This window comes from Luteimonas sp. Soil_C_16, assembly GCF_057657295.1.
Window position 1 is genome coordinate 336,407 of sequence record NZ_JBDGIS010000003.1, and the last position, 21,310, is coordinate 357,716.

The 21,310-nt window shown below is 69.2% G+C and carries 20 protein-coding genes; 10 read left to right on the top strand and 10 right to left on the bottom strand.

Annotated elements, in window-relative coordinates:
* The first annotated feature begins 1 nt into the window (after nucleotide 1).
* The 7 genes from hisA (at nucleotide 2) to AC3A5T_RS08020 (ending at nucleotide 5,817) form a co-directional block, all read left to right on the top strand.
* Complete coding sequence (gene hisA / locus AC3A5T_RS07990; RefSeq protein WP_487628102.1) at nucleotides 2-736, top strand: 1-(5-phosphoribosyl)-5-[(5-phosphoribosylamino)methylideneamino]imidazole-4-carboxamide isomerase; 735 nt, start codon at nucleotides 2-4, stop codon at nucleotides 734-736.
* Nucleotides 730-1,503 (top strand): imidazole glycerol phosphate synthase subunit HisF, encoded by a 774-nt coding sequence (hisF, locus tag AC3A5T_RS07995; RefSeq protein WP_487628103.1) that lies wholly within the window; start codon nucleotides 730-732, stop codon nucleotides 1,501-1,503. The genes hisA and hisF overlap by 7 nt, the downstream gene beginning before the upstream one ends.
* Complete coding sequence (hisIE, locus tag AC3A5T_RS08000; RefSeq protein ID WP_487628104.1) at nucleotides 1,500-2,135, top strand: bifunctional phosphoribosyl-AMP cyclohydrolase/phosphoribosyl-ATP diphosphatase HisIE; 636 nt, start codon at nucleotides 1,500-1,502, stop codon at nucleotides 2,133-2,135. Before hisF ends, hisIE begins: the two co-directional genes overlap by 4 nt.
* A 155-nt stretch (nucleotides 2,136-2,290) precedes the next feature.
* Nucleotides 2,291-2,854 carry a GNAT family N-acetyltransferase gene (locus AC3A5T_RS08005; RefSeq protein WP_487628105.1) on the top strand — a complete coding sequence of 188 codons (564 nt, stop codon included), beginning with the start codon at nucleotides 2,291-2,293 and terminating at the stop codon, nucleotides 2,852-2,854.
* A 28-nt stretch (nucleotides 2,855-2,882) separates the two neighbouring features.
* Nucleotides 2,883-3,671: an SAM-dependent methyltransferase gene (locus AC3A5T_RS08010; RefSeq protein WP_487628106.1), complete on the top strand. Its 789-nt coding sequence runs from the start codon at nucleotides 2,883-2,885 to the stop codon at nucleotides 3,669-3,671.
* Between the two features lie 33 nt (nucleotides 3,672-3,704).
* Entirely contained in the window at nucleotides 3,705-3,956 is a 252-nt protein-coding gene (locus AC3A5T_RS08015) for a hypothetical protein (RefSeq protein WP_487628107.1), read from the top strand.
* An 82-nt stretch (nucleotides 3,957-4,038) separates the two neighbouring features.
* Nucleotides 4,039-5,817, top strand: a complete 1,779-nt coding sequence (locus AC3A5T_RS08020) for a sensor domain-containing diguanylate cyclase (RefSeq protein ID WP_487628108.1) — start codon at nucleotides 4,039-4,041, stop codon at nucleotides 5,815-5,817.
* Nucleotides 5,818-5,838: 21 nt separating this feature from the next.
* On the opposite strand, the gene AC3A5T_RS08025 is transcribed toward AC3A5T_RS08020, so the two are convergent.
* The 3 genes from AC3A5T_RS08025 to xseA all read right to left on the bottom strand — a co-directional run bounded on the left by AC3A5T_RS08025 (nucleotide 5,839) and on the right by xseA (nucleotide 10,492).
* Nucleotides 5,839-7,305: an aldehyde dehydrogenase family protein gene (locus AC3A5T_RS08025; RefSeq protein ID WP_487628109.1), complete on the bottom strand. Its 1,467-nt coding sequence runs from the start codon at nucleotides 7,303-7,305 to the stop codon at nucleotides 5,839-5,841.
* 42 nt (nucleotides 7,306-7,347) lie between these two features.
* On the bottom strand, nucleotides 7,348-8,997 hold the full coding sequence (locus AC3A5T_RS08030; protein WP_487628110.1) for an acetolactate synthase large subunit: 1,650 nt from the start codon (nucleotides 8,995-8,997) through the stop codon (nucleotides 7,348-7,350).
* Between the two features lie 151 nt (nucleotides 8,998-9,148).
* On the bottom strand, nucleotides 9,149-10,492 hold the full coding sequence (gene xseA, locus AC3A5T_RS08035) for an exodeoxyribonuclease VII large subunit (protein ID WP_487628111.1): 1,344 nt from the start codon (nucleotides 10,490-10,492) through the stop codon (nucleotides 9,149-9,151).
* A 497-nt stretch (nucleotides 10,493-10,989) separates the two neighbouring features.
* Between xseA and AC3A5T_RS08040 the strand changes: the two genes are divergently transcribed.
* The gene (locus AC3A5T_RS08040) at nucleotides 10,990-11,529 is read left to right on the top strand and encodes a copper chaperone PCu(A)C (RefSeq protein ID WP_487628112.1); all 540 of its coding nucleotides are present in this window, start codon (nucleotides 10,990-10,992) and stop codon (nucleotides 11,527-11,529) included.
* 28 nt (nucleotides 11,530-11,557) lie between these two features.
* On the opposite strand, the gene AC3A5T_RS08045 is transcribed toward AC3A5T_RS08040, so the two are convergent.
* Both AC3A5T_RS08045 and AC3A5T_RS08050 read right to left on the bottom strand, forming a co-directional pair.
* The gene (locus tag AC3A5T_RS08045; protein WP_332076958.1) at nucleotides 11,558-12,139 is read right to left on the bottom strand and encodes a response regulator transcription factor; all 582 of its coding nucleotides are present in this window, start codon (nucleotides 12,137-12,139) and stop codon (nucleotides 11,558-11,560) included.
* The gene (locus AC3A5T_RS08050; protein ID WP_487628113.1) at nucleotides 12,136-13,377 is read right to left on the bottom strand and encodes an ATP-binding protein; all 1,242 of its coding nucleotides are present in this window, start codon (nucleotides 13,375-13,377) and stop codon (nucleotides 12,136-12,138) included. The genes AC3A5T_RS08045 and AC3A5T_RS08050 overlap by 4 nt, the downstream gene beginning before the upstream one ends.
* Nucleotides 13,378-13,564: 187 nt before the next feature.
* On the opposite strand from AC3A5T_RS08050, the gene ispG reads away from it, so the two are divergent.
* Both ispG and AC3A5T_RS08060 read left to right on the top strand, forming a co-directional pair.
* Nucleotides 13,565-14,824 carry a flavodoxin-dependent (E)-4-hydroxy-3-methylbut-2-enyl-diphosphate synthase gene (gene ispG, locus AC3A5T_RS08055; RefSeq protein WP_425497212.1) on the top strand — a complete coding sequence of 420 codons (1,260 nt, stop codon included), beginning with the start codon at nucleotides 13,565-13,567 and terminating at the stop codon, nucleotides 14,822-14,824.
* Complete coding sequence (locus AC3A5T_RS08060; protein WP_487628114.1) at nucleotides 14,814-15,518, top strand: phosphatase PAP2 family protein; 705 nt, start codon at nucleotides 14,814-14,816, stop codon at nucleotides 15,516-15,518. The genes ispG and AC3A5T_RS08060 overlap by 11 nt, the downstream gene beginning before the upstream one ends.
* A 304-nt stretch (nucleotides 15,519-15,822) precedes the next feature.
* On the opposite strand, the gene AC3A5T_RS08065 is transcribed toward AC3A5T_RS08060, so the two are convergent.
* From AC3A5T_RS08065 to kynU, 5 genes are all read right to left on the bottom strand, one after another.
* Nucleotides 15,823-16,356 (bottom strand): DUF2939 domain-containing protein, encoded by a 534-nt coding sequence (locus tag AC3A5T_RS08065; protein ID WP_487628115.1) that lies wholly within the window; start codon nucleotides 16,354-16,356, stop codon nucleotides 15,823-15,825.
* A 95-nt stretch (nucleotides 16,357-16,451) separates the two neighbouring features.
* Entirely contained in the window at nucleotides 16,452-17,138 is a 687-nt protein-coding gene (locus tag AC3A5T_RS08070; protein ID WP_487628116.1) for a DUF2461 domain-containing protein, read from the bottom strand.
* Nucleotides 17,135-18,607 (bottom strand): exodeoxyribonuclease I, encoded by a 1,473-nt coding sequence (sbcB, locus tag AC3A5T_RS08075; RefSeq protein ID WP_487628117.1) that lies wholly within the window; start codon nucleotides 18,605-18,607, stop codon nucleotides 17,135-17,137. The genes AC3A5T_RS08070 and sbcB overlap by 4 nt, the downstream gene beginning before the upstream one ends.
* Nucleotides 18,604-19,983: an FAD-dependent oxidoreductase gene (locus AC3A5T_RS08080; RefSeq protein ID WP_487628118.1), complete on the bottom strand. Its 1,380-nt coding sequence runs from the start codon at nucleotides 19,981-19,983 to the stop codon at nucleotides 18,604-18,606. Before AC3A5T_RS08080 ends, sbcB begins: the two co-directional genes overlap by 4 nt.
* On the bottom strand, nucleotides 19,980-21,257 hold the full coding sequence (kynU, locus tag AC3A5T_RS08085) for a kynureninase (RefSeq protein WP_487628119.1): 1,278 nt from the start codon (nucleotides 21,255-21,257) through the stop codon (nucleotides 19,980-19,982). Before kynU ends, AC3A5T_RS08080 begins: the two co-directional genes overlap by 4 nt.
* Between the last annotated feature and the right edge of the window lie 53 nt (nucleotides 21,258-21,310).

A 21,310-nucleotide genomic window follows, 5' to 3' on the forward strand; every position in this document is an offset into this window, starting at 1 on the left:
CATGGCATTCACCGTCTATCCCGCGATCGACATCCGTCACGGCCGCGTCGTGCGCCTGGCACAGGGCGATTACGCGCAGGAAACCCGCTACGGAGACGATCCGCTGGTGCAGATCGAGGCCTATGCCGCTGCCGGCGCGGAGTGGTTGCACCTGGTCGATCTCGATGCCGCGCGCGAGGGCGGCTATACGCTGGCGCCACTGCTGGCCCGCATCCGCGCCGATACCGGGCTGCGCGTGCAGACCGGCGGTGGCGTGCGCACCGAAGACGACGTGCGCCGCATCCTCGATGCAGGCGCCGAACGTGTCGTGGTCGGCTCGCTGGCGGTACGCGAGCCGGCGCAGGTGCTGCAGTGGATCGAGACCTTCGGCGCCGAGCGCCTCACCGTCGCGCTCGACACCCGCCAGGGCCGCGATGGCGTCTGGCATCTTCCCGTCCATGGCTGGACCGAGACCGCGGATGCCACGCTCGACGTGCTGGCCGTGCGCTACGCGCAGGGCGGCCTGCGTCATCTGCTGAGCACCGACATCGCCCGCGACGGCATGTTGTCGGGTCCCAACCTCGATCTCTACGCGCATCTCAAGGCGCTGGTGCCCACGCTCGACGTGCAGGCATCCGGCGGCGTGCGCGAGCTGGCCGACGTGCGCGCCGCCAAGGCCCAGGGCTGCGGCGGCATCGTGCTCGGCCGTGCGCTGCTCGAAGGGCGCCTGGGCGTGGCCGAGGCGCTGGCATGCTGAGCCGCCGCATCATTCCCTGCCTCGACGTGCGCGAGGGGCGCGTGGTCAAGGGCGTGCGCTTCCGCGACCACGTCGACATGGGCGACATCGTCGACCTCGCGCTGCGCTACCGCGACGAGGGCGCCGACGAGCTGGTGTTCTACGACATCTCGGCCAGTCCGCAGGGCCGCTCGGTCGATCGCGGCTGGGTGGAACGCGTCTCGCGCCTGATCGACATTCCGTTCTGCGTCGCCGGCGGCATCCGCGATGTCGACACTGCGCGCGCGGTGCTGCATGCCGGCGCCGACAAGATTTCGATCAACACGCCGGCGCTGGAGCGCCCCGCGCTGATCTCCGAGCTTGCCGAAGCCTTCGGCGTGCAGTGCGTGGTCGTCGGCATCGATTCGATCCGCGAGACCGACGGCGAGTGGCGCGTGCGCAGCCACACCGGCGATCCCGACCGCACCCGCGAACTGCCGATCCGCACGCTCGACTGGATCGCCGAGGCCGTGCGTCTGGGCGCAGGCGAGATCGTCCTCAACTGCATGGACAACGACGGCGTGCGCACCGGCTACGACATCGCCCAGCTGCAGGCCGCGCGCGCCGTCTGTCCGGTGCCGCTGATTGCATCCGGCGGGGCAGGTGCATCCGTACACTTCGCCGCCGCCTTCATCGAAGCCGATGTCGACGGCGCGCTCGCGGCCAGCGTGTTCCACAGCGGCCGCATCGCCATCCCCGCGCTCAAACGCGAACTGGCCGATCAGGCCATCGACATCAGACGCCAATGACCGAACTGCAGGACGACACCCCCGCCATCGCCATCGCACCCGACGTCGACACACTCGACTGGTCCAAGGGCGACGGTCTGCTCCCTGCCGTCGTGCAGGACGCGGCCACGCTGCGCGTGCTGATGCTCGGCTACATGGACCGCGCCGCCTTCGCCGAAACTTTGCGCCGCGGCGAGGTCACCTTCTTCAGCCGCAGCAAGAATCGCCTGTGGACCAAGGGCGAACAGTCCGGGCACACGCTCGAACTCGTGTCGATGGAAGCGGACTGCGATGCCGACACGCTGCTGGTGCTGGCGACGCCGCGCGGCCCCACCTGCCATCTGCAGCGGCCAAGCTGCTTTCCGACCGCGCCGGCCGGCGTCCTCGCCGAACTCGACGCGCTGATCGAGACCCGGGAACGCGAACGCCCCGAAGGCAGCTACACGACCCGCCTGTTCGATGGCGGCGTGCGCCGCATCGCGCAGAAGGTCGGCGAGGAAGGCGTCGAGACCGCACTCGCCGCCCTCGTGCAGACCGACGAGGAGCTGCTGGGCGAGGGCGCCGACCTGCTGTACCACCTGATCGTCCTGCTGCGCGCGCGCGGGCTGTCGCTGGCGGACGTCGAGCGGGTGCTGACGGCGCGGGGCGGCTGACGGGCGGTCGCGGTGCAGGACCGCCGGATCCGATGGCTTCGATGGCCGTGCCCTGTGCCTCGCGGATCGACCGGCCCCGTCGTCCTGAAGTCCCCACGGAAGGCGGTGTGCTGCGTGATGGCCGGCGTGCGGCCGGCAACGCCGGCGATCCGACCATGAGCGCTGATCCCACGCCCGTGGCGTCGTCGCGTGGTTGGCCCGGAGATTTCCTCGCCGCCGGCGTGCGCGCCACGTTGCTGGGCGACAAGGACGCGGATCTGTTCGTCGCCCTGTACGGTGATCCCGCGACGATGCGGCACGTCGCGCCAGTGCTCGATCTCCAGGCCGCGCACCGGGCGTTCGCGGCCGCGCTCCGGCAGATGCGGGCCGACCCGCCTGCCGCACGTTACTGGCGTCTCGAGACCGTGTCCGGTGCGGACGGGCTGCTGTCCCTCGTCCCCGATGCGGATGGCCGTACCGCCGAGACCGGACTGTTGCTGCCGCCGGCTGTGCAGGCGCAGGGCGTGGCCACCGCGGCGCTCGGTCATCTGTGCGACGCCGTTCTCCGTGCGGACGCGTTCGATGCGCTGTGGACTCGTCATCGCATCGGCCATGCAGCCGCCGTGGGGCTGATGCGGCGCCTGGGTTTCGTGCTGGAGGTGCCCGCCGATGGCTGGCAGCGGTGGCGTCTGGAGCGCCGGACCTGGCGCGCGCTTGTGGACGCACCGCCCGCCGACTAGATTCCGCGCTCGCACAGGGGAAATCGGAATGGAGCGGAAGGGGCGGCTGGCCTGCGTGGGCGTCGGCATGATGCTCGGCGCGCATCTGGGGCCGCGCGCGCGGCGGCATATCGAAACGGCCGACGTCGTGTTCGTCGCCGTGTCCGACCCTCTGGTCGAGCTGTGGGTGCGGCGGATGAACGCAGATGTCCGCAGCCTGCAGCCGTTCTATCGGGCAGGCCGTTCCCGGCACCGCAGCTATGCGGACATGGTCGCTGCGATGCTGGCCGAGGTCCGCGCCGGCCGTGACGTCTGCGGCGCGTTCTACGGCCATCCCGGGGTATTCGCCCGGGTGCCGCACCAGGCCATTGCTGCCGCACGTGCCGAGGGCTTCGAGGCCGTCATGGAACCGGGCATTTCGGCCGAGGACTGCCTCTATGCGGATCTGGGTGTGGACCCCGGGGATGTGGGCTGCCAGCACTACGAGGCTAGCCAGTTCCTGTTCTACCGCCGCATCATCGATCCGTCCGCCTGGCTGGTGCTGTGGCAGGTCGGGGTGGCCGGTATCCGCGACACAGGCCGTTTCCACAATACGCGGGAGGAGCGGGCCATGCTGGTCACCCGGCTCGCCCGGGACTACCCGTCCGGGCATGTTGTGACGCTCTACGAAGCTGCTACGCTTCCCACCGTGCGGCCGCGGATCGAGCGGCTGCCGCTCGGGGAACTCGTCGATGCCAGACTGCTCCAGCACACAACGCTGGTGGTGCCGCCGGGACGGGCGATGGAGCGGGAAACGGGGATGGAGTGTGAGCCGGCGCGTCCGGCCCATGTTCCGTAAGCGGACGACTGAAACAGAACGCAGGGGAACTGCATGCTGGACGTTGTGGCGTTGCTGGAATCGGCGGGCGCGGGTACGGCATTCGATCGCGTGGACACCGACGTGGCCGATGCGGTGCAGGCGTTCCTGGCTGAAAGTGCCGACGTGCCCAGGGTCATCGCCTGCATGATCATGACCCCGGACGACGGGCAGAGCGAGCCGGCGCAGGACGAACCGGATCAGGACGATGACGGTGACGGGCAGGACGGGCAGGACAGGGATGCGCCGGGCGAACGCCCCGTCTGAGGTGCGGCTTGGCGTCGCGCGATCCTGTCGATCGCGCGCGCGCTGGCTCACCTGCGTCTTGCTGCTGGGGCTCGTATGCCCCATGCATGTGCTCGCGAGCGAAGCGCTCGATGCGTTGATCGGCGAGGCGACTGCCTTGCGGACGTCCGATCCGAAGCGCGTCGATGCCTTGCTCGATCAGATGTCTGGCATGCTGGCCGGCGCCACGACGGTCCAGCGCGACCAGGTCCGCATTCTGCGCGCGCACCGGATGATGACGAGTGGCCAGTCCGCGCGCGCGATCGAAGAGCTGACGGACCTGCTGTCCTCGACGGCCGACCCGGTCGCGCGTTTCGAGACGGCATCGATGCTGGCCAACGTGTATGCGGTGCAGCGGCGGTTCGAGGATTCGCTGCGCATGCTCGAGACGATGCTGCCGGTTGCCGAGCAGGTCGGCGATGCCCAACTGCGCCATCGCGGGCTCATGGTCGCGGCCATCGTCTACAACCAAGTCGGTGAATTCCGCCTCGCGCGCCAGTATGCCGAGCGCGTGCTGCGCGACGACCCCGCAGGCCGTAACGCCTGCGCGGCGGGGGGCGTGATTCTGGAAGCCATGAACGGCCTCGATCAGCATTTCACCGACGGGTTCGGCCGGGAATCGCTGGCGCGCTGCGAATCGCAGGGTGAGCCGATCTTCTCCGGTTTCGTCCGTCTGCACATTGCGCGCCAGTGGGAAACGCAGGCCAGGCAGGCGGAGGCGTTGTCGATGCTCGGTGGCGGGCTCGCCGATGTCGAACGCACCGGGTATCCGTTTCTGATCGCGCAGACCCGCGCCGCGCTCGCGGCGCTCGCGCAACACGCGGGGCGGAGCGCCGCCGCGCGCGTGCATGCCGAGGCCGCGCTCGCGAACAGCCATGATGCCAATGCCGCCGAAGCGCGCGTCACTGCGCATCGCGTCCAGTACGAACTCGCGATGGCGGATCACGATCCGGCTGCTGCGCTCGCCGCCTACCGGCTCTACACCGATGCCGAACGCGCGCACTTCAACGACGTCAAATCCCGCGAAATGGCCTATCAGGTCGTCCGCCACCAGTCGCTGCAGCAAGCGCAGCAGATCGAACTGCTGCATCAGAAGAACCAGCTGCTGGTGCTGCAGCAGAACGTCACCGAGCAGCGCGCGCGCAGCTGGCTGTTGCTGGCGCTGGTGCTGGTCGGACTGGTCGCGTCGGTGGGGTACTGGGCCTACAAGACCAAGCGCATGCAACTCAGGCTCAAGCGCATGACCGAGACCGATGCGCTGACCGGCATCTTCAACCGGCAGCACTTCGCGGAGCGCGCGACCGCAGCGCTGCTGCAGTGCGAACGCGACGGCCGGCCGGCGACATTGGTGATGTTCGATCTCGATCACTTCAAGCAGGTCAACGACCGGTACGGCCATGCGGCCGGCGACTGGGCATTGCGCCAGGTCACCGAAGCCGTGCAGCCGCTGTGTCGCGCGATGGACGCGTTCGGACGGCTCGGCGGCGAAGAATTCGCGATGCTGCTGCCGGGACTGGACGCATCCGCGGCGGTGCGTCTGGCCGGCGATGCGCAGGCGCGTTTCTCGGCGATCGATACCGCCGCGGCGGGTTACGGCTTCCAGCTCGCCGCGAGCTTCGGCGTGGCGGAAACTGGGCAGGGCGGCTACGCGCTGGCCACGTTGCTCAGCCATGCCGACCAGGCGATGTACGCCGCCAAGCGCGGCGGTCGACGGCAGGTGCGCGTCTACGTACCCGGCATCGATGATCCGGATGCGGTGGTGGAAACGATCGAACTGCTGCGCGAGATCGTGCGCGAGCCCGCTTCCGTGGTCGACGTGCCGCCGCGTCGCGCGATCGCCTGATCGCGCGACGGTCCGCCGGCCTCAGGCCGGGTCGCGAATCACCAGCAGGCGCTCTTCGGTCATGTCGCGGATCGCGTACTTCACGCCTTCGCGGCCGCAGCCCGAATCCTTGATGCCGCCGTAGGGCATGTTGTCGACGCGGAAGCTCGGCACGTCGCCGACGACCACGCCGCCGGCTTCGATCCGGTCCCAAGCGCGCATCGCGTGGGCCAGGTTGCCGGTGAACACGCCGGCCTGCAGGCCGAAATCGCTGTCGTTCACGCGCGCGATCGCCTCGTCGAAGCTGTCGACCGGTTCCAGCAGCGCAACCGGGCCGAACACTTCCTTGCGCTCCAGATCGGCATCGCGCGGCACCTTCTCCAGCAGCGTCGCCGGAATGATGTTGCCCTCGCGCTTGCCGCCGGCGATGACCTTGGCGCCGGCCTTGCGGGCGGCGTCGATCCAGGATTCGATGCGGTCGGCCGCGTCGCTGTCGATCACCGGGCCGACGAAGGTGGTTTCCTCGCGCGGATCGCCACTGCGCAGCGCGCTGATCGCCTTCTTGAGCTTGCGCCGCAACGCCTCGTGCACGGTGCGATGCGCGTAGATCCGTTGCACGCCGATGCAGCTCTGGCCTGACTGGTAATACGCGCCGAACACCAGTCGCTCGACCACCTTGTCCAGCGACAGGCCGGGATCCTCGTCGACGATGCAGGCCGCGTTACCGCCGAGTTCCAGCACGACCTTCTTCTTGCCGGCGCGCGCCTTGAGGTCCCAGCCGATCAGGCCACCGGTGAAGCTCAGCAGCGCGATGCGCTCGTCCTCGGTCAGTGCCGCGGCGTCCTCGTTGCTGCACGGAATCACCGAGAACGCGCCCTTGGGCAAGTCGGTTTCGGCGAGGATCTCGCCGATGATCAGCGCGCCGACCGGCGTCTTGGCCGCCGGCTTGAGCACGAACGGGCAGCCCGCCGCGATCGCGGGCGCGACTTTGTGCGCGACCAGGTTCAACGGGAAATTGAACGGCGTGATGAAACTGCACGCGCCGATCGGTACGCGCTTGACCAGACCGCGATAGCCGCGCGTGCGCTCGGAGATCTGCAGTTCGACGTACTCGCCTTCGGTCCGCGTGGCTTCGCCGGCCGCGATGCGGAAGGTGTCGATCAGGCGCGTGACTTCGCCGCGTGCATCCTTGATCGGCTTGCCGGCCTCGATGCACAGCGCGAGTGCGAGTTCGTCGAAGCGTTCCTCGAAGCGGCGCACGCAGTGTTCGAGCACGTCGCGACGCTTGTCGGGCGGGAAGTCGGCCATCGGCCCGCGCGCCTTGTGCGCGGCGACGATGGCCTTGCGGATCGCCGCGGCATCGCCCATCGCGACGCGCGTGGCGACCTTGCCGCTGTATTTGTCGCGGACCTCGAGATCGGTGTTCGCGGCGACTGCGGCATTGGCGAGGTAGTAGGGATAGCTGCGTGCGAGCCCGGCGGTCTTGCGGGCGGTCGTCTTCTTGGCCATGGGGCGCTCCGGAATCGGACGGAAGGAAACGCGCGGCGCGGATCAGTCGATCGCGGCGCTGCGCGCGGGAATTTCGGTGTTGAGCAGGGCGTCGTCGTCGCCGTAATCGATGGCGAGATCGATCAGGTCCACGCCGGGCGTGTCGAGCGCGGTGCGCAGGACGTCCGCGAATGCGGCGGCGCTGTCCGGGCGATGGCCACGCGCGCCGTAGCTTTGCGCGTAGTGCACGAAGTCCGGATTGCCGTAGTCCATGCCGTAGACCGGATAGTCCTCGTGCTGCTGCTTCCACTTGATCATGCCGTAGGCGTCGTCGCGCAGTACCACGACCACCAGATCGAGCTTCAACCGCACCGCGGTTTCGAGTTCCTGGGAATTCATCATGAAGCCGCCGTCGCCGCAGACCGCCACGATCTTGCGGTCGGCGTGCACCAGCTTCGCCGCGATGGCTGACGGCAGGCCGGCGCCCATCGTCGCCAGCGCGTTGTCGAGCAGCAGGGTGTTGGGTTCACGGCAACGGTCGTTGCGCGCGAACCACAACTTGTAGAGGCCGTTGTCGAGACAGACGATGTCGTGCGGGTCGAGCGCGTCGCGCAGGGTCTTGACCAGATGCGGGCCGTGCACCGGAAAGCGGTCGTCGCCGGCGAGTGCTGCGATGTTCTCGCACAGCGCCTCGCGCACACGGTCGAAGAACGCGAAGTCCCAGTGCGGCTGCGGTGCATCCAGTGCTTCTGTCAGCTGCCAGACCGTGTTGGCGATGTCGCCGACGACCTCGATCTGCGGGAAATACACCTGGTCGACAACGGCGCTTTCGTAGTTCACGTGGATCACTGTGCGCCGGCCGCTGCGCATGAAGAACGGCGGCTTCTCGATGACGTCGTGCCCGATGTTGACGATGCAGTCGGCCGCGTCGATCGCGCGGTGCACGAAATCCTTGTCCGACAGCGCGGCGGTGCCGAGCCACAGCGGATGCGTTTCGTCGAGCACGCCCTTGCCCATCTGCGTGCTGAAGAACGGAATGCCGAGCCGGTCGACGAAGGCGCGCAGCATCTTCGCCGTGGTCTTGCGGTTGGCGCCCGCGCCGATCATCAGCAGCGGATGCTTGGCATTGCGGATCGCCTCGGCGGCGTGCGCGATCGCCTTGTGCTCGGCCAGCGGCCGGCGCGTGTAGGGCGCGGGCAGCAGGCGCGCATCGGTGTCGTCGCCGGCGATGTCCTGCGGCAGTTCGAGATGGGTCGCGCCGGGGCGTTCCTCTTCCGCGCGCTGGAACGCATCCCGCACGCGCGCCGGAATGGCATCGGCGGACACCAGCTGGTGCGTGGACTTGGTCAGCGGCCGCATCATGTCGACGACGTCGACGATCTGGAAATGGCCCTGCTTGCTGGTGCGGATCGGCTTTTGCCCGGTGATCATCAGCATCGGCATCGCACCGAGCTGCGCATAGGCGGCCGGCGTGACGAGATTGGTCGCGCCGGGGCCCAGTGTCGACAGGCACACGCCGGCCTGACCGGTGAGGCGCCCGTAGGTCGCAGCCATGAAGCCGGCGGCCTGCTCGTGACGGGTGAGCACGAGCGCGATATCGGACGCGCGCAGGGATTCGAGCAGGTCGAGGTTTTCCTCGCCGGGAATGCCGAAGACGTGGGTCACGCCCTCAGCTTCAAGCGCCTGGACGAACAGGTCGGACGCCTTGGTCATCGTGCGGGCACTCCGTCGTGACGTGGGCGCCCAGCATGCCAGCGGCGGTGTGAGCGGCGGGCGAGATGGGGCGGAACGCTGCGTCCGGTTCGTCGCAGCCCCGCGGGATCGCCGCCGCACCACACGATGTGCGATCAAGCCGACACGCGGCTCAGGATTCCGACGACTCCACCCGCACGCGCAGGTTCCCGTCGACGAGCCGCGCCTGCAACGGCTCGCCGGGCGCGGCGTCGAAGACGCTCCGGACGACGCCCCCGTCCTCGCGCTGCAGGATGCTGTAGCCGCGTGCGATCGTCGCCAACGGACTCACGGCTTCGAGTGAGCGGGCGAGCCCGCGCAGACGCAGTCGATCGCGTTCGAGATGGCGGGCGAGTGCGGCGCGTGGACGCGGACCGAGCGCGGCGAGGCGTTCGCGCAGTTGCTGCAGCCGACGTCGCGGCGTGCCCGCGCGCAGCACCGCCTCGGCGTGACGCAGGCGCGCGCCGCGCTGTTGCAGCTGCTGGCGCATCGCCATCGACAGGCGCCGCAGGGCTTCGGCCTGGCGCAGGCGCAGCGCGTCCAGGCGCGCCTGCGGACGCTGCGCCTGCAGCCGCAGCGCGGCGCGGTCCAGGCGCTGGAACCGCTGCTGCATGGCGCGCAGATGGGTGTCGTCGACGTGGCGCTGCAGGCGACGCACGCGCGTCGCGAGCTCGTTGCGGTCGGGCACCAGCAACTCCGCGGCCACCGAGGGCGTGGGCGCGCGCAGGTCGGCGGCGAAATCGGTCAGGCTGAAGTCGGTCTCATGGCCGATCGCCGAGACCACGGGCACGGGCGAGGCGGCGACGGCACGCGCGAGCGCTTCGTCATTGAACGCCCACAGGTCTTCCAGAGAACCGCCGCCACGTGCCAGCAGGATCACGTCGTAGCGGCCGCTGGCACCGGCGCGTTCAAGCATCGCGCGGATCTTCGGCGGTGCATCGGTGCCCTGGACCGGCACCGGCAGCACGTCGACCTCGACCAGCGGCAGACGCCGCGCGAGCACGCTCAACACGTCACGCACCGCCGCGCCCGATGGCGAGGTGATGACGCCGATCCGCCGCGGAAACGCGGGCAGGGCGCGTTTGCGCTCCGCGTCGAACAGGCCTTCGGCCTGCAGCCGCGCTTTCAGCACGTCGAACGCGCGACGCAGCGCGCCTTCGCCGGCTTCTTCCAGCGAATCGAGAATCAGCTGGTAGTCGCCGCGCGCCTCGTACAGCGTGACCCGCCCGCGCGCGCGGACGAGCAGGCCTTCGCGCGGCACGAATCGCAGGCCCTGGCTGCGCGAACGGAACAGCGCGCAGCGCACCTGCGCGCGAGAATCCTTGAGCGTGAAGTACAGATGCCCCGACGCCGGCCGCGACAGATTGCCGAGTTCGCCCTCGACGACGACGTTCGGAAATGTGTCTTCGAGCAGACCACGCGCCAGCGTGTTGAGCTGGGAGGGGGTAAGGACGTCGGAAGGGCTGTTGTCTCGCATGGGGACAGGATACCGGTTGGCCCGGAAGCCGAAATGAGGCGTCAGCCGAAGCCGGACACGTCCATCAACGGCAGGGGTTTTGAATCCTCCTCCGTTTCACGTTGGAGGGTTGGGTGGGGGCAATCGATCCGGAGCTGATGTATCGGATCGAGCGATTCAGAAGTGCGGACGCCCCGGCGTTCCGGCGACTTGATCGTTCGCCCCCTCCCAACCCTTCCCCGCAACACGGGGGAGGGCTACAGCGGCGCGTGCTCGCGGCGAAGTGGGCTCCAATCGACGCGTGCTCGCTGTGCAGGGCGCTCCAATCGACTCCCGCTCTGAGGCCAAGGGAGTGCATCGACCCTCACTGCGACACCCGGTCGCATTGGCATCGCCGCCTCCACGCGGCCAGCATGGCGATCGCTGGCGTCGCGCGACTGCCGGATATCGTGCGCTGCGATACTGCCCGTCATCGGGCGAGATGCCGGCGCCCACCTGTCGAACCTAGGAGCACCGCGATGTCCGCACGCCGTCCGTTTTCCCTCGCCATCGGCCCCGTCGCCGCCGGGCTGATCCTCGCGCTCGCCGGCTGCCAGCCCGCGACGCCGGACGCGTCGTCATCGTCGTCACCGACGCCGGCTGCGAACGCCGCCGACGCCAGCGCCGGCATCGTGGTCAGCGAGGCGTGGATCCGTGAGACGCCGCCGAACGCGGCCGTCGCCGGCGGCTATCTCACGCTGCGCAGCGGTGCAGCCGACCGGCTGCTCTCGGTCGAAACGCCAGCGGCGGCCAGCGTCGAGATCCACGAGATGTCGCACGAGGGCGGCATGATGCGCATGCGCGAACTCGCCGACGGCGTCGAGCTGCCCGCCGGCACCGAAGTCACGCTGAAGCCCGGTGGCAACCATCTGATGTTCATCGACCCGGTCGAGCCGGTGCGCGCCGGCCAGTCGATCGAGGCCACCCTGCGTTTCGCCAACGCGCCGGAACAATCCGTGACCTTCGAAGTGCGTCCGCTGGCAGGCGATGCGCCTGCCGCCGACCACACCGGCCACTGATCGACGGAGCGCATCCTGCCTGGCGCTTTCACCCGTCCGTGGGCGGACGACGTTCCGGACCTGGCCGCTTCGCGAGCTTGCGCTGCAGCGAGCGGCGGTGCATGCCGAGCAGGCGTGCGGTCGCGGAGATGTTGCCACCGGTCTCGGCCAGCGCCTGCTGGATGTGTTCCCACTCCAGCCGGTGCAGCGGAATCATCGTCGGGCTTTCGAGCGTGTCGTCCTCGTCGCGTTCGGGCAGTGGGGCGCCGGGCGCGGTGTCGGTCTCGGTGTCGAGCAGGATGCGCTGCAGCGTGTCGGCCGAGACCGGCTTGGGCAGGTAGTCGTCGGCGCCGCGCTTGATCGCTTCCACGGCGGTCGCAATGCTCGCGTAGCCGGTGACCAGCAGGATGCGCATGTCGGCGCGGATCGCGCGCAGCGGTTCGATCAGCGACAGGCCCGAGGCATCCCCGAGCTTGAGATCGACCAGTGCGAAATCCGGCGCGATGCGCGTGGCGACGGCCAGCGCGGTGGCCGGATCGGCGGCGATCTCGCATTCGATGCCACGCCGGGTCAGCGCGCGCCGCAGCGCGTCCAGATACAGGGTGTCGTCGTCGACCAGCAGACCCTTCATCGCATCGTCTCCGTCTCGCGGGAGTCGCCGCCGGCGCCGACCGGCACGCGGAAATGCACGCGTGCGCCGCCGCCGTCGGCTTCCTCCATGTCCAGTTCGCCGCCCAGCTGTTCGATCGCGGCATGCGACAGCGCCAGGCCGACGCCGAGACCGTCGGGCTTGCCGCTGCGGAACAGCACCGGCAGGAACGGCGCCTGCGCGTCGAAGCCGGTGCCGTAGTCGCGGATCGCGCCGTCGAGCACGCCGTCCTCGATCTGCAGGCGCAGATCCACGCGGGTGCTGCCGTTGCCTTCGCTGGCGTCGGCGGCGTTGTTGAGCAGGGCGAGCAGTAGATGGCCGATCGTGCGGTCCACGCGTTCGTGCACGTCCACGTTGCCGCTGCGCGCGAGCACGATCGCCGGACGCACGAGCTGCCAGTGTTCGAGCACGCGGCCGATGTCGACACGCGTGCTCGCCGCGGGATCGGCCGGGTTGGCCAGCGAGCGCACCCGGTCGCGGCAGGTGTCGACGAGCTTTCGCAACGTGGCCACGTCTTCGGCGCCGTCGGCGCCCATCGCGCTGGTGTCGAGATCGTCGAGCAGCAGGGTCATCGTGCCCAGCGGCGTGTTGAGTTCGTGCGCGACCGAGGCCGCGTGCGTGGCCAGCGCCAGGATGCCCTCGTTGCGCACGAAGCGTTCGCGCAAGCTCGCCAGCTCCTGCTCGCGGCGGTCGCGTGCGGCGGCGAGCCGCAGCAGGAAATACGAGACCAGCGCCATCGACAGGAAGAAGTTCACCGCCATGCCGGCCAGGTGCAGGTCGAAGTGGTCGTGCAGATGCGGCAGCGGCTGGCCGAAGTTGACGGCCAGCATGTAGCCGGTCACGCAGGCCAGCGCGGCGGCGATCGCCCAGGCCTGGGGTAGCGCCATCGCGGTCAGCGCGATCGGCAGCAGGAACAGCGACGCGAAGGGATTGGCGATGCCGCCGGTCCACGCCACCAGCCAGGCCAGCACGGCGGTATCCACCAGTACGTGGGCGAAGGCCTCGGCCGGCGCGGCGTCGCGGCTGTGCGCGAGGCGCAGGTGCACCACGACGTTGAATGCCGCCAGCAGCAGCACCGGGCCCCACAGCGGCCAGCGCGGCAGCGCCATGTCGAAGCTGTGTGTCGCCCACAGGATCGTCAACGACTGCCCGCCCACCGCGAACCAGCGCAGGCTGTACAGGGTGCGGAGCAGGGCGGTGGCGGGCGGTTGCGGCTGCATCGCCGGCCATCGTAGTGCAGGGGGCTGCGGGCCGCCCTGCGGCTTTCGGTCGCACCCGCGGGTGGGCGCAGGCGCGGTTAGGCCCGGCGTCACCGAAAAGACCGGCGCGACCCGCTAAAATGCGCGCATGTCCGCCCAGCCTGCTCCTGTCAACGCGTCCGCCGGCGCGCCCGCGCCGTCCGCCTGCCTGTCCGAACCCGTCGCCCTGCCGGCTTTCGGCGCCGCCGCGCGCCGCGGCACGCGTCAGGTCCATGTCGGCGGGATCGCCCTCGGCGGCGCGGCGCCGGTCGTCGTGCAGTCGATGACCAATACCGATACCGCCGATGTCGCCTCGACCGCGAAGCAGATCGGCGAGTTGTGGCGCGCCGGTTCGGAACTCGTGCGCATCACGGTCAACAATCCCGAATCCGCCGCCGCGGTGCCGCGGATCGTTGAACGACTGGCGATGCAGGGCATCGAAGTGCCGATCATCGGCGACTTCCACTACAACGGGCACCAGTTGCTGGCCGGCGAACCGGCCTGCGCGGAAGCGCTGGCGAAGTACCGGATCAACCCCGGCAACGTGGGCTTCGGCAAGAAGAAGGACCTGCAGTTCGGGCAGCTGATCGAATTCGCGATGCGCTACGACAAGCCGGTGCGCATCGGCGCGAACTGGGGCTCGCTGGACCAGTCGCTGGCCGCCGCGCTGATGGACGAGAACGCCCTGCGCGCCGTGCCCTGGGATGCAGGGCGCGTGCTGCGCGAGGCGCTGATCCGTTCGGCGCTCGATTCGGCGGAACGCGCCGTGGAATTCGGACTGGGGCGCGATCGCATCGTGCTCAGCGCCAAGGTCAGCGGCGTGCAGGAACTGGTCGCCGTGTACCGCGATCTGGCTGCGCGCAGCGACTTCGCGCTGCATCTGGGTCTCACCGAGGCCGGCATCGGCAGCAAGGGCATGGTCGCGTCCAGCGCCGCGCTGGCGATCCTGATGCAGGAAGGCATCGGCGACACGATCCGCATTTCGCTCACGCCCGAGCCCGGCGCCTCGCGCACCAAGGAAGTCGTCGTCGCGCAGGAACTGCTGCAGACGATGGGTCTGCGCGCGTTCACGCCGATGGTCACCGCCTGCCCCGGCTGCGGCCGCACCACGTCGGAGTTTTTCCAGGAACTGGCCGGCGTGGTCCAGGACCACGTGCGCGACAAGATGCCGGAGTGGAAGATCACCCACCCGGGCGCGGAAACCATGACGCTCGCGGTGATGGGCTGCGTGGTCAACGGTCCCGGCGAATCGCGCCACGCCAATATCGGCATCTCCTTGCCCGGCACCGGCGAGGCACCGTCGGCGCCGGTCTTCATCGATGGCGAAAAGGCGATGACGCTGCGTGGCGAAAACATCGCCCACGAGTTCGTTGCGCTGGTCGACGACTACGTGCACCGCAACTACGGCCGCCGCGTCGATGCCGTCTGACGGCGGGACGGTCGTCGCCGAGGGCTCACGCGAAACCGGTGGCCTGCTGCGGCGGCACGGCTGGAAGTTCCTGCTGCTGTTCGCCGGCGTGCTGTTGCCGATGTGGGGCTTCATGGAACTCGCCGACGAGGTCCACGAGGCCGAGGTGATTCCGTTCGACGAACCGATCCTGCTGTTCGCGCAGGATGTCGCGCGCGACGGGTATACCCGCGTGTTCCTGTTCTTCTCCGAGATCGGCTACGCCAAGGGCGTGGTGCCGGTCGACATCGCGCTGGTGCTGATCCTGCTGGCGATGAAGCGCTGGCGCGACGGGTTGTTCGTCGCGGTCGCGACCGGCGGCTCGGCGCTGTTGAACCTCGCGACCAAGCGCCTGTTCGCGCGTGACCGGCCCAGCCTGTGGGACTCGATCGCGCCCGAGGCCACCTACAGTTTTCCCAGCGGCCACGCGATGGGATCGATGACGCTGGCTGCGGTGCTGATCCTGCTGGCCTGGCCGACGCGTGCGCGCTGGTGGGTCATCGCCGCAATGGCCGTCTTCGTGCCGATGGTCGGCCTGTCGCGCGTGTATCTGGGCGTGCATTACCCGTCGGACATTCTGGCGGGGTGGGCGGCGGCGTCGGCGTGGGTGGTCGGCGTGTATCTGGTGATGTATCACCGGCCGCGGTTCGGGCGGGGGGCGTTGGACCGGCCGTAGGATGTGGGCCTTATCGCTCCGATGTCTGGCGCGCTTCCGTAGGATGGGGAGAGCGTCGCGAAACCCATCGTTGCGGGATGCTGCAGAGACGCAGACGCTCAAGCGCTACTTCGTCGGACTCCGCGCTGCCCTCACCCCACCGATTGCTTCGCAATCGGCCCCCCCCCCCGGCTGCCGCCCCCCGGCCATGCGCAGCACGCATGGCGCTCCGCTGTGCGCGAGCCAGTGGCTCGCAAGCAGCACATCGTCGCCCCGCGCGGGAGAGGGGACGCGGGCGTCTCCTGCCGCAGGCAGGAGACGATCTTCAAAGGGGTAACCGGATGTCCGACAGCTTCCAGGTGAGCCCCTTGCGCGTCAGCACAAATTCGATCGGGCGATCACGGTCGTCGCGCACCGTGGCGGTGAAACGCGAGGTCGAGTTGTAGCGATAGTGCGCATCCGCCAGCGGCGGTTCGCGTTCGGCGTCGGGGCGGACCTGCGTCGGCGAGGCACCGCCGGCGAGGCTCCACAGCCGCTGGCCACGCATCAGCGCGCTCAGGCCGACCGGCGTCACCATCATGTCGACGCCCGTACCAGCCGCGCTGCCCGCGAGTCGCAGACCAATCGCGCCGAGCAGGTTCGACTGCAGGTCCGGTCCGGCCTCGCGCACGATCGCGTCGGCCAGCTGAAGCCGCAGGCTTTCTCGCAACGCCGGGAAATCCACCTGCTTCGACAGCGCTCGCGAATCCTCGTTGCGCACCGCCTCGCGGATCGCGTGGACGGTCAGATACGGGCCGGCGACCACGTAGCCGAGCAGCAGGACGAGAACCGCGAGGGTGAGCCAGCCGAGTCGCTTCATCGCAGATCGCATCGAAGGGGAGGCGGTGATTGTCGGAGACGGCGGCGCAGTCCCTGCTGAACGACGACGCGCGCGCACGACTGCGGCGCGCGGGATCAGAACTCCAGATCCAGCGATGCGCAGAGGTAGTCGACGAACGGCGCCAGCGTGACGAGGTCGGCGGCGATCGTCTGCCGCAACTTCGGGCCGGTCATCGTGTCGTCGTCGAGCGTGCGCCAGAAGACCCAGTTGCGGTGCTTGAGATCGTCGATGAATTCGAACTGCGGATCGAAGCCGCGCGGCGGGCGGACCAGCATCTCGCTGGTCTCGAATTCGAACTGCTTGCGCAGCTTCTTCGCGTGCGCGGCGGCCTTCCAGCTTTCCGGGTTGTCGACGATGAACTGCCGGACTTTCCGCTGGGTGTCCGATTCCGGGTGCCACAGGCCGGCGCCGACGAAGCTGCCGCCGGGTTGCAGATGCACGTAGAACGACGGCGCCGCAGTCTCGCGGCGGCGCTCGTGGAACAGGCGCGCACCCTGCCAGGTCTTGTACGGCGACTTGTCGTTGGAGAAGCGTGCGTCGCGATGGATGCGGAACAATGAGCCGCCGACGGTGCGCGTGTCGGCGCGGAAATGGGCACTGACCGCGGCGACATCCGGCTGCAGATCGCCGATCAGGCGCAGGAACGGCTGGCGCACGTGCGCCTCGTAGTCCTTGCGGTGTGCTTCGAACCAGGGCTTCTCGTTGTGGCGCGCCAGCGCGCGCAGGAACTTGAAGCTCTTGTCGCTGAAATACGTGGTCATGCGGACTGGGTGGGCAGCGTGGGGGACGGATGCAGGTGGGTCTGCAGGCGCCGGCCCCAATCATCGAGGGCGTCGAGCAGGGGCAGACGCCGAGCGTCGGTGGGATCTTCGTCGCGCAGGGCGTCGATCTGCGTGAAGTAGCTGGCGAAATCCTGTTCGGCCTGCGTCGTGCCGGGCGCGAGGCGCGCGCGCCGGTAGTCATCCCAGCAAAGCTGTTCGTTGGGAGCCAGCGTGTCCGGCCAGTTGCGCGCGCGGTAGCGCAGCAGCAGGGCGTCGAGGCGTGGATCCTCGAAGCCGAAGTCGCGCGCGCCCAGCAGTGTCGGTGGCGTCGCGCGGACCTGGGCCATGCGGCGCTTGTCGCCGTCGCCGGCGAAACCGTCGTAGAGCGCGCCATCGGGATCGGACGGTCCGAATTCGCGCTCGACTGCGAACACCTGGCGGATCTTCTCGGCCAGTGCGGGGCCGGCGGCGCGCAGCCGGGCGGCGCGTCGTTCGATGTCGGCCGGATCGATCGAGAGCCGCTCGAAATCCGCTTGGCGCAGATGACTCCAGGCCACCAGCGCCGGGCAGCGGTTGCTGTGGACTTCCTTGAGTGGAATGCGCGCGACGCCTTCGGGCAGATCCTCTCGGCGGACGAACACGCGCGCGGCGATCGCTTCGGCATCAAGGTCGAGCAGCCAGTCCGGATCGCCGTCGAGGTCGAACACCACCACGCGGCTGTCGATGCGCGGATGCCGCGCGATCGGCAGCACCGGCGCCGCGCACAGGCGCGCGGCCGGGTAGCGTTGCGACACGTGCAGCACGGGCGTCATTGCGATGGTGTCGAGCATCGACGCGGCAAAGCGCTTGTCGCGGAGCTTCGCTGCGTAGTCCCACAGCCGCGGTTGCGCGGCCTTGAAGAGGCGCGCGAGACCGATCAGCGCGCGCACATCCGACAGCGCCTCGTGCGCGTCACCGGTACGCACGTCATTGGCCGTCGCCAGATGCTCGAGCTTGAACGAAGTCGCGCCATCCTCGCGCGTCGGCCACACCAGGCCTTCGGGGCGCAGTGCATGCCACAGGCGCATCACGTCGAGCAGATCCCAGCGCGAATTGCCGCTGCGCCATTCGCGCTCGTAGGGATCGTGGAAATTGCGGTACAGGCCGAAGCGCACGAACTCGTCATCGAAGCGCAGCGAGTTGTAGCCCAGTGTGCAGGTCTTCTGCCGCGCCATTTCCTCATGGATCCGCGCGAACGCGTCGGCCTCGGACAAGCCTGCGGTCAGCGCATGCTGCGGCGTGATGCCGGTGATCAGCGTCGCGATGGGCGAGGGCAGCAGATCGTCGGCAGGCCGGACGAAGAAGTCGATCGGCTCGTCGATCTCGTTGAGCTCGGCATCGGTGCGGATCGCGGCGAACTGGGCGATGCGCGTGCGGCGCGGGTCGGCGCCGAAGGTTTCCAAGTCGTAGAAGAGAAAGCTGTCGCTCACGCCGGCACATCCGCCAGCGGCGTCAGCAGCTCGCGCACCTCGGCATCGAGCGCGGCCCAGTCCAGCGTCGACAGCGATGCATGCCCCACCGTCGCGCGTTCGAGAATGCCGCGCTGGATATCGGTGCGCGTCATCGCCAGCGAGTAGGGAATGCGCATGAAGGTCACCATCGCGTAATGCGGCACGAAGCGGCCGGGGTGACGCGCCTGCAACGCCAGTTCCAGCTCACGCTGGAGCAGATAGTCCGCATCGTCGACGCGGTCGCGCATCTCCAGGTAGTTGTCGAGCGCCATGCGCTGGATCGCCGCGGCATCGGGCTTGCGTTCGGCCTCGAAGGCGGCGAACGCGGCCGCGAGATCCTCGTGCGCATCCAGCTGCCGGGCCAGCGCGACACAGTCCTCGAACGCGCAGTTCATGCCTTGGCCGTGGAACGGCACCATCGCGTGCGCGGCGTCGCCCAGCAGCACCGCACGGCCGTCGAGGTGCCAGCGGTCGAGGTACAGCGTGGCCAGCTGGCCGACCGGATTGGCCGCCCAATCGCGATCGAATTCCGGAATCAGGGCGAGCGCGGACGGAAAGTCGCGCGCGAAGAACGCGCGCGCGCTGTCGATATCGCCGAGCTGGTCGAATGCCGGACCGCCATCCGCGCCCGCGTGATGCGGCAGGAACAGGGTGACGGTGAAGGTCTTCTCGTCATTGGGCAACGCGATGCACATGTAATGCCCGCGGGGCCAGATGTGCAGCGCGTTGGGCTCGATCCGGAAACCGGCATCGGCGGTCGGCGGAATCTCGAGTTCCTTGTAGCCGTGGTCGAGGAAATCGCTGCGCTCGCCGAGGTCGCGCACACGGTGCATGGCCGCGCGCAGCGCGGAGCCCGCGCCGTCGGCGCCGACCAGTGCCTCGAACGGCACTTCGTGGGTGCTGTCGTCGCGCGGATCGCGGAACACCGCGCGGCGCGAATCGAAGTTCACCGCGTCCAGGCCGGCATCGAAATGCAGCCGCGCGCCGACGGCTTCGGCCAGATCGAGCAGCACGATGTTGAGATCGCCCCGATGCACCGACCAGATGACTTCGTCGTCGTCGCGCCCGTAGCGCTGCAGCACCGGCTCGGTGTCGCCGACGTGGACCATGCGGCCGCGCATCATGATCGCGTGGTGCATCACCGCGTCATCCGCATCGGCGGCACGCAACGCATGCCGGCCCCGTTCGGCCAGCGCCAGATTGATCGAACGGCCGCCACCGTAGCCCTGCACGCGCGGATCGCCGCGCTTCTCGTACAGATCCACGTCCCAGCCGCGGCGCCGCAGCAGGATGCCGAGCAGCGCGCCCGCCAGGCCCGCGCCGATGATCGTCAGATGGCGTGCGGGTGCGGTCACGCGTCGCGCCAGCGCGCCACGGTGCGCACGAAACGCAGCACGTCGGCGTGGGTGTTGTAGAGCGGCGCGGGCGAGATGCGGATCACGTCGGGCTCGCGCCAGTCGCCGAGTACGCCGTTGTCGGACAGGTATTCGAACAGCGCGCGGCCCTGCTCGCGTCCGCCGCGCACGCGCAGCGACAGCTGGGCACCGCGACGCGCGGCGTCACGCGGCGTGGCGATGTCGAGCACGTCGTCGAGCTGGCTGCGGATCAGCGTTTCCAGATAACCGGTCAGCGTTTCCGACTTCGCGCGCAGGGCCGGCATCCCGGCCTCGGTGAACAGGTCCAGCGAAGCGCGCAGCGGCGCGAGGCCCAGGATCGGTGGATTGCTGAGCTGCCAGCCCTCGGCGCCCGGCGTGGGCTGGAAGTCGGGTCCCATGCGGAACCGCGTCGCCGCGTCGTGGCCCCACCAGCCGGCGAAGCGCGGTCGGTCGGTCTGCGCATGTCGCGCGTGCACGAATGCACCAGCCACCGCGCCCGGACCGCTGTTGAGGTACTTGTAGTGGCACCACACGGCGAAGTCGGCATCGTTGTCGTGCAGCTGCAGCGGCAGATTGCCGGCCGCGTGCGCGAGATCGAACCCGACGACCGCGCCGGCGGCATGCCCGAGGCGCACGATCTCCGCGAGATCGAAGGCCTCGCCGGTGCGGTACTGCACACCCGGCCACAGCACCAGCGCGACGCGGTGGCCGTGTTCTGCGATCGCGGCGGCGATCGCGTCCATGCCGAACAGGCCGTCGGCACCGGGCTGCACTTCGATCAGGTCGGTCGCCGGGTCGAAGCCGTGGAAGCGCACCTGCGATTCGAGCGCGTAGCGATCGGACGGAAACGCGCCGGCCTCCATCAGGATGGCCGGACGCTCGGCGGTCGGGCGATAGAAGCCGACCATCAGGAAATGCAGGTTCGCGGTCAGCGAGTTCATCGCGACGACTTCCTCGGGCTGCGCGCCGACGATCTCGGCCAGCTGCGCGCCGACCAGACCGTGATACGTCATCCACTGCGAATTGCCGCGGAAATGGCCTTCGACCGCTTCCATCGCCCACTTGTCGAGGACGTCCTCGACCTGCGCGCGCGCGCCGCGTGGCTGCAGGCCGAGCGAGTTGCCGACGAAGTACGCCTGTTCCACGTCGCCGAAACGCGGCAGATGGAACTGGGCGCGGAAGCGCTGCAGCGGATCGGCGGCATCGGCGGAGGCGGCGTAGTCGTCGGAAAACAGGGTGTGCGGATCGGTCATGGACTTCGTTCGGTCGAAGGTCGCGTGGATGCGCGACGCAAGAAAAGGAAAGT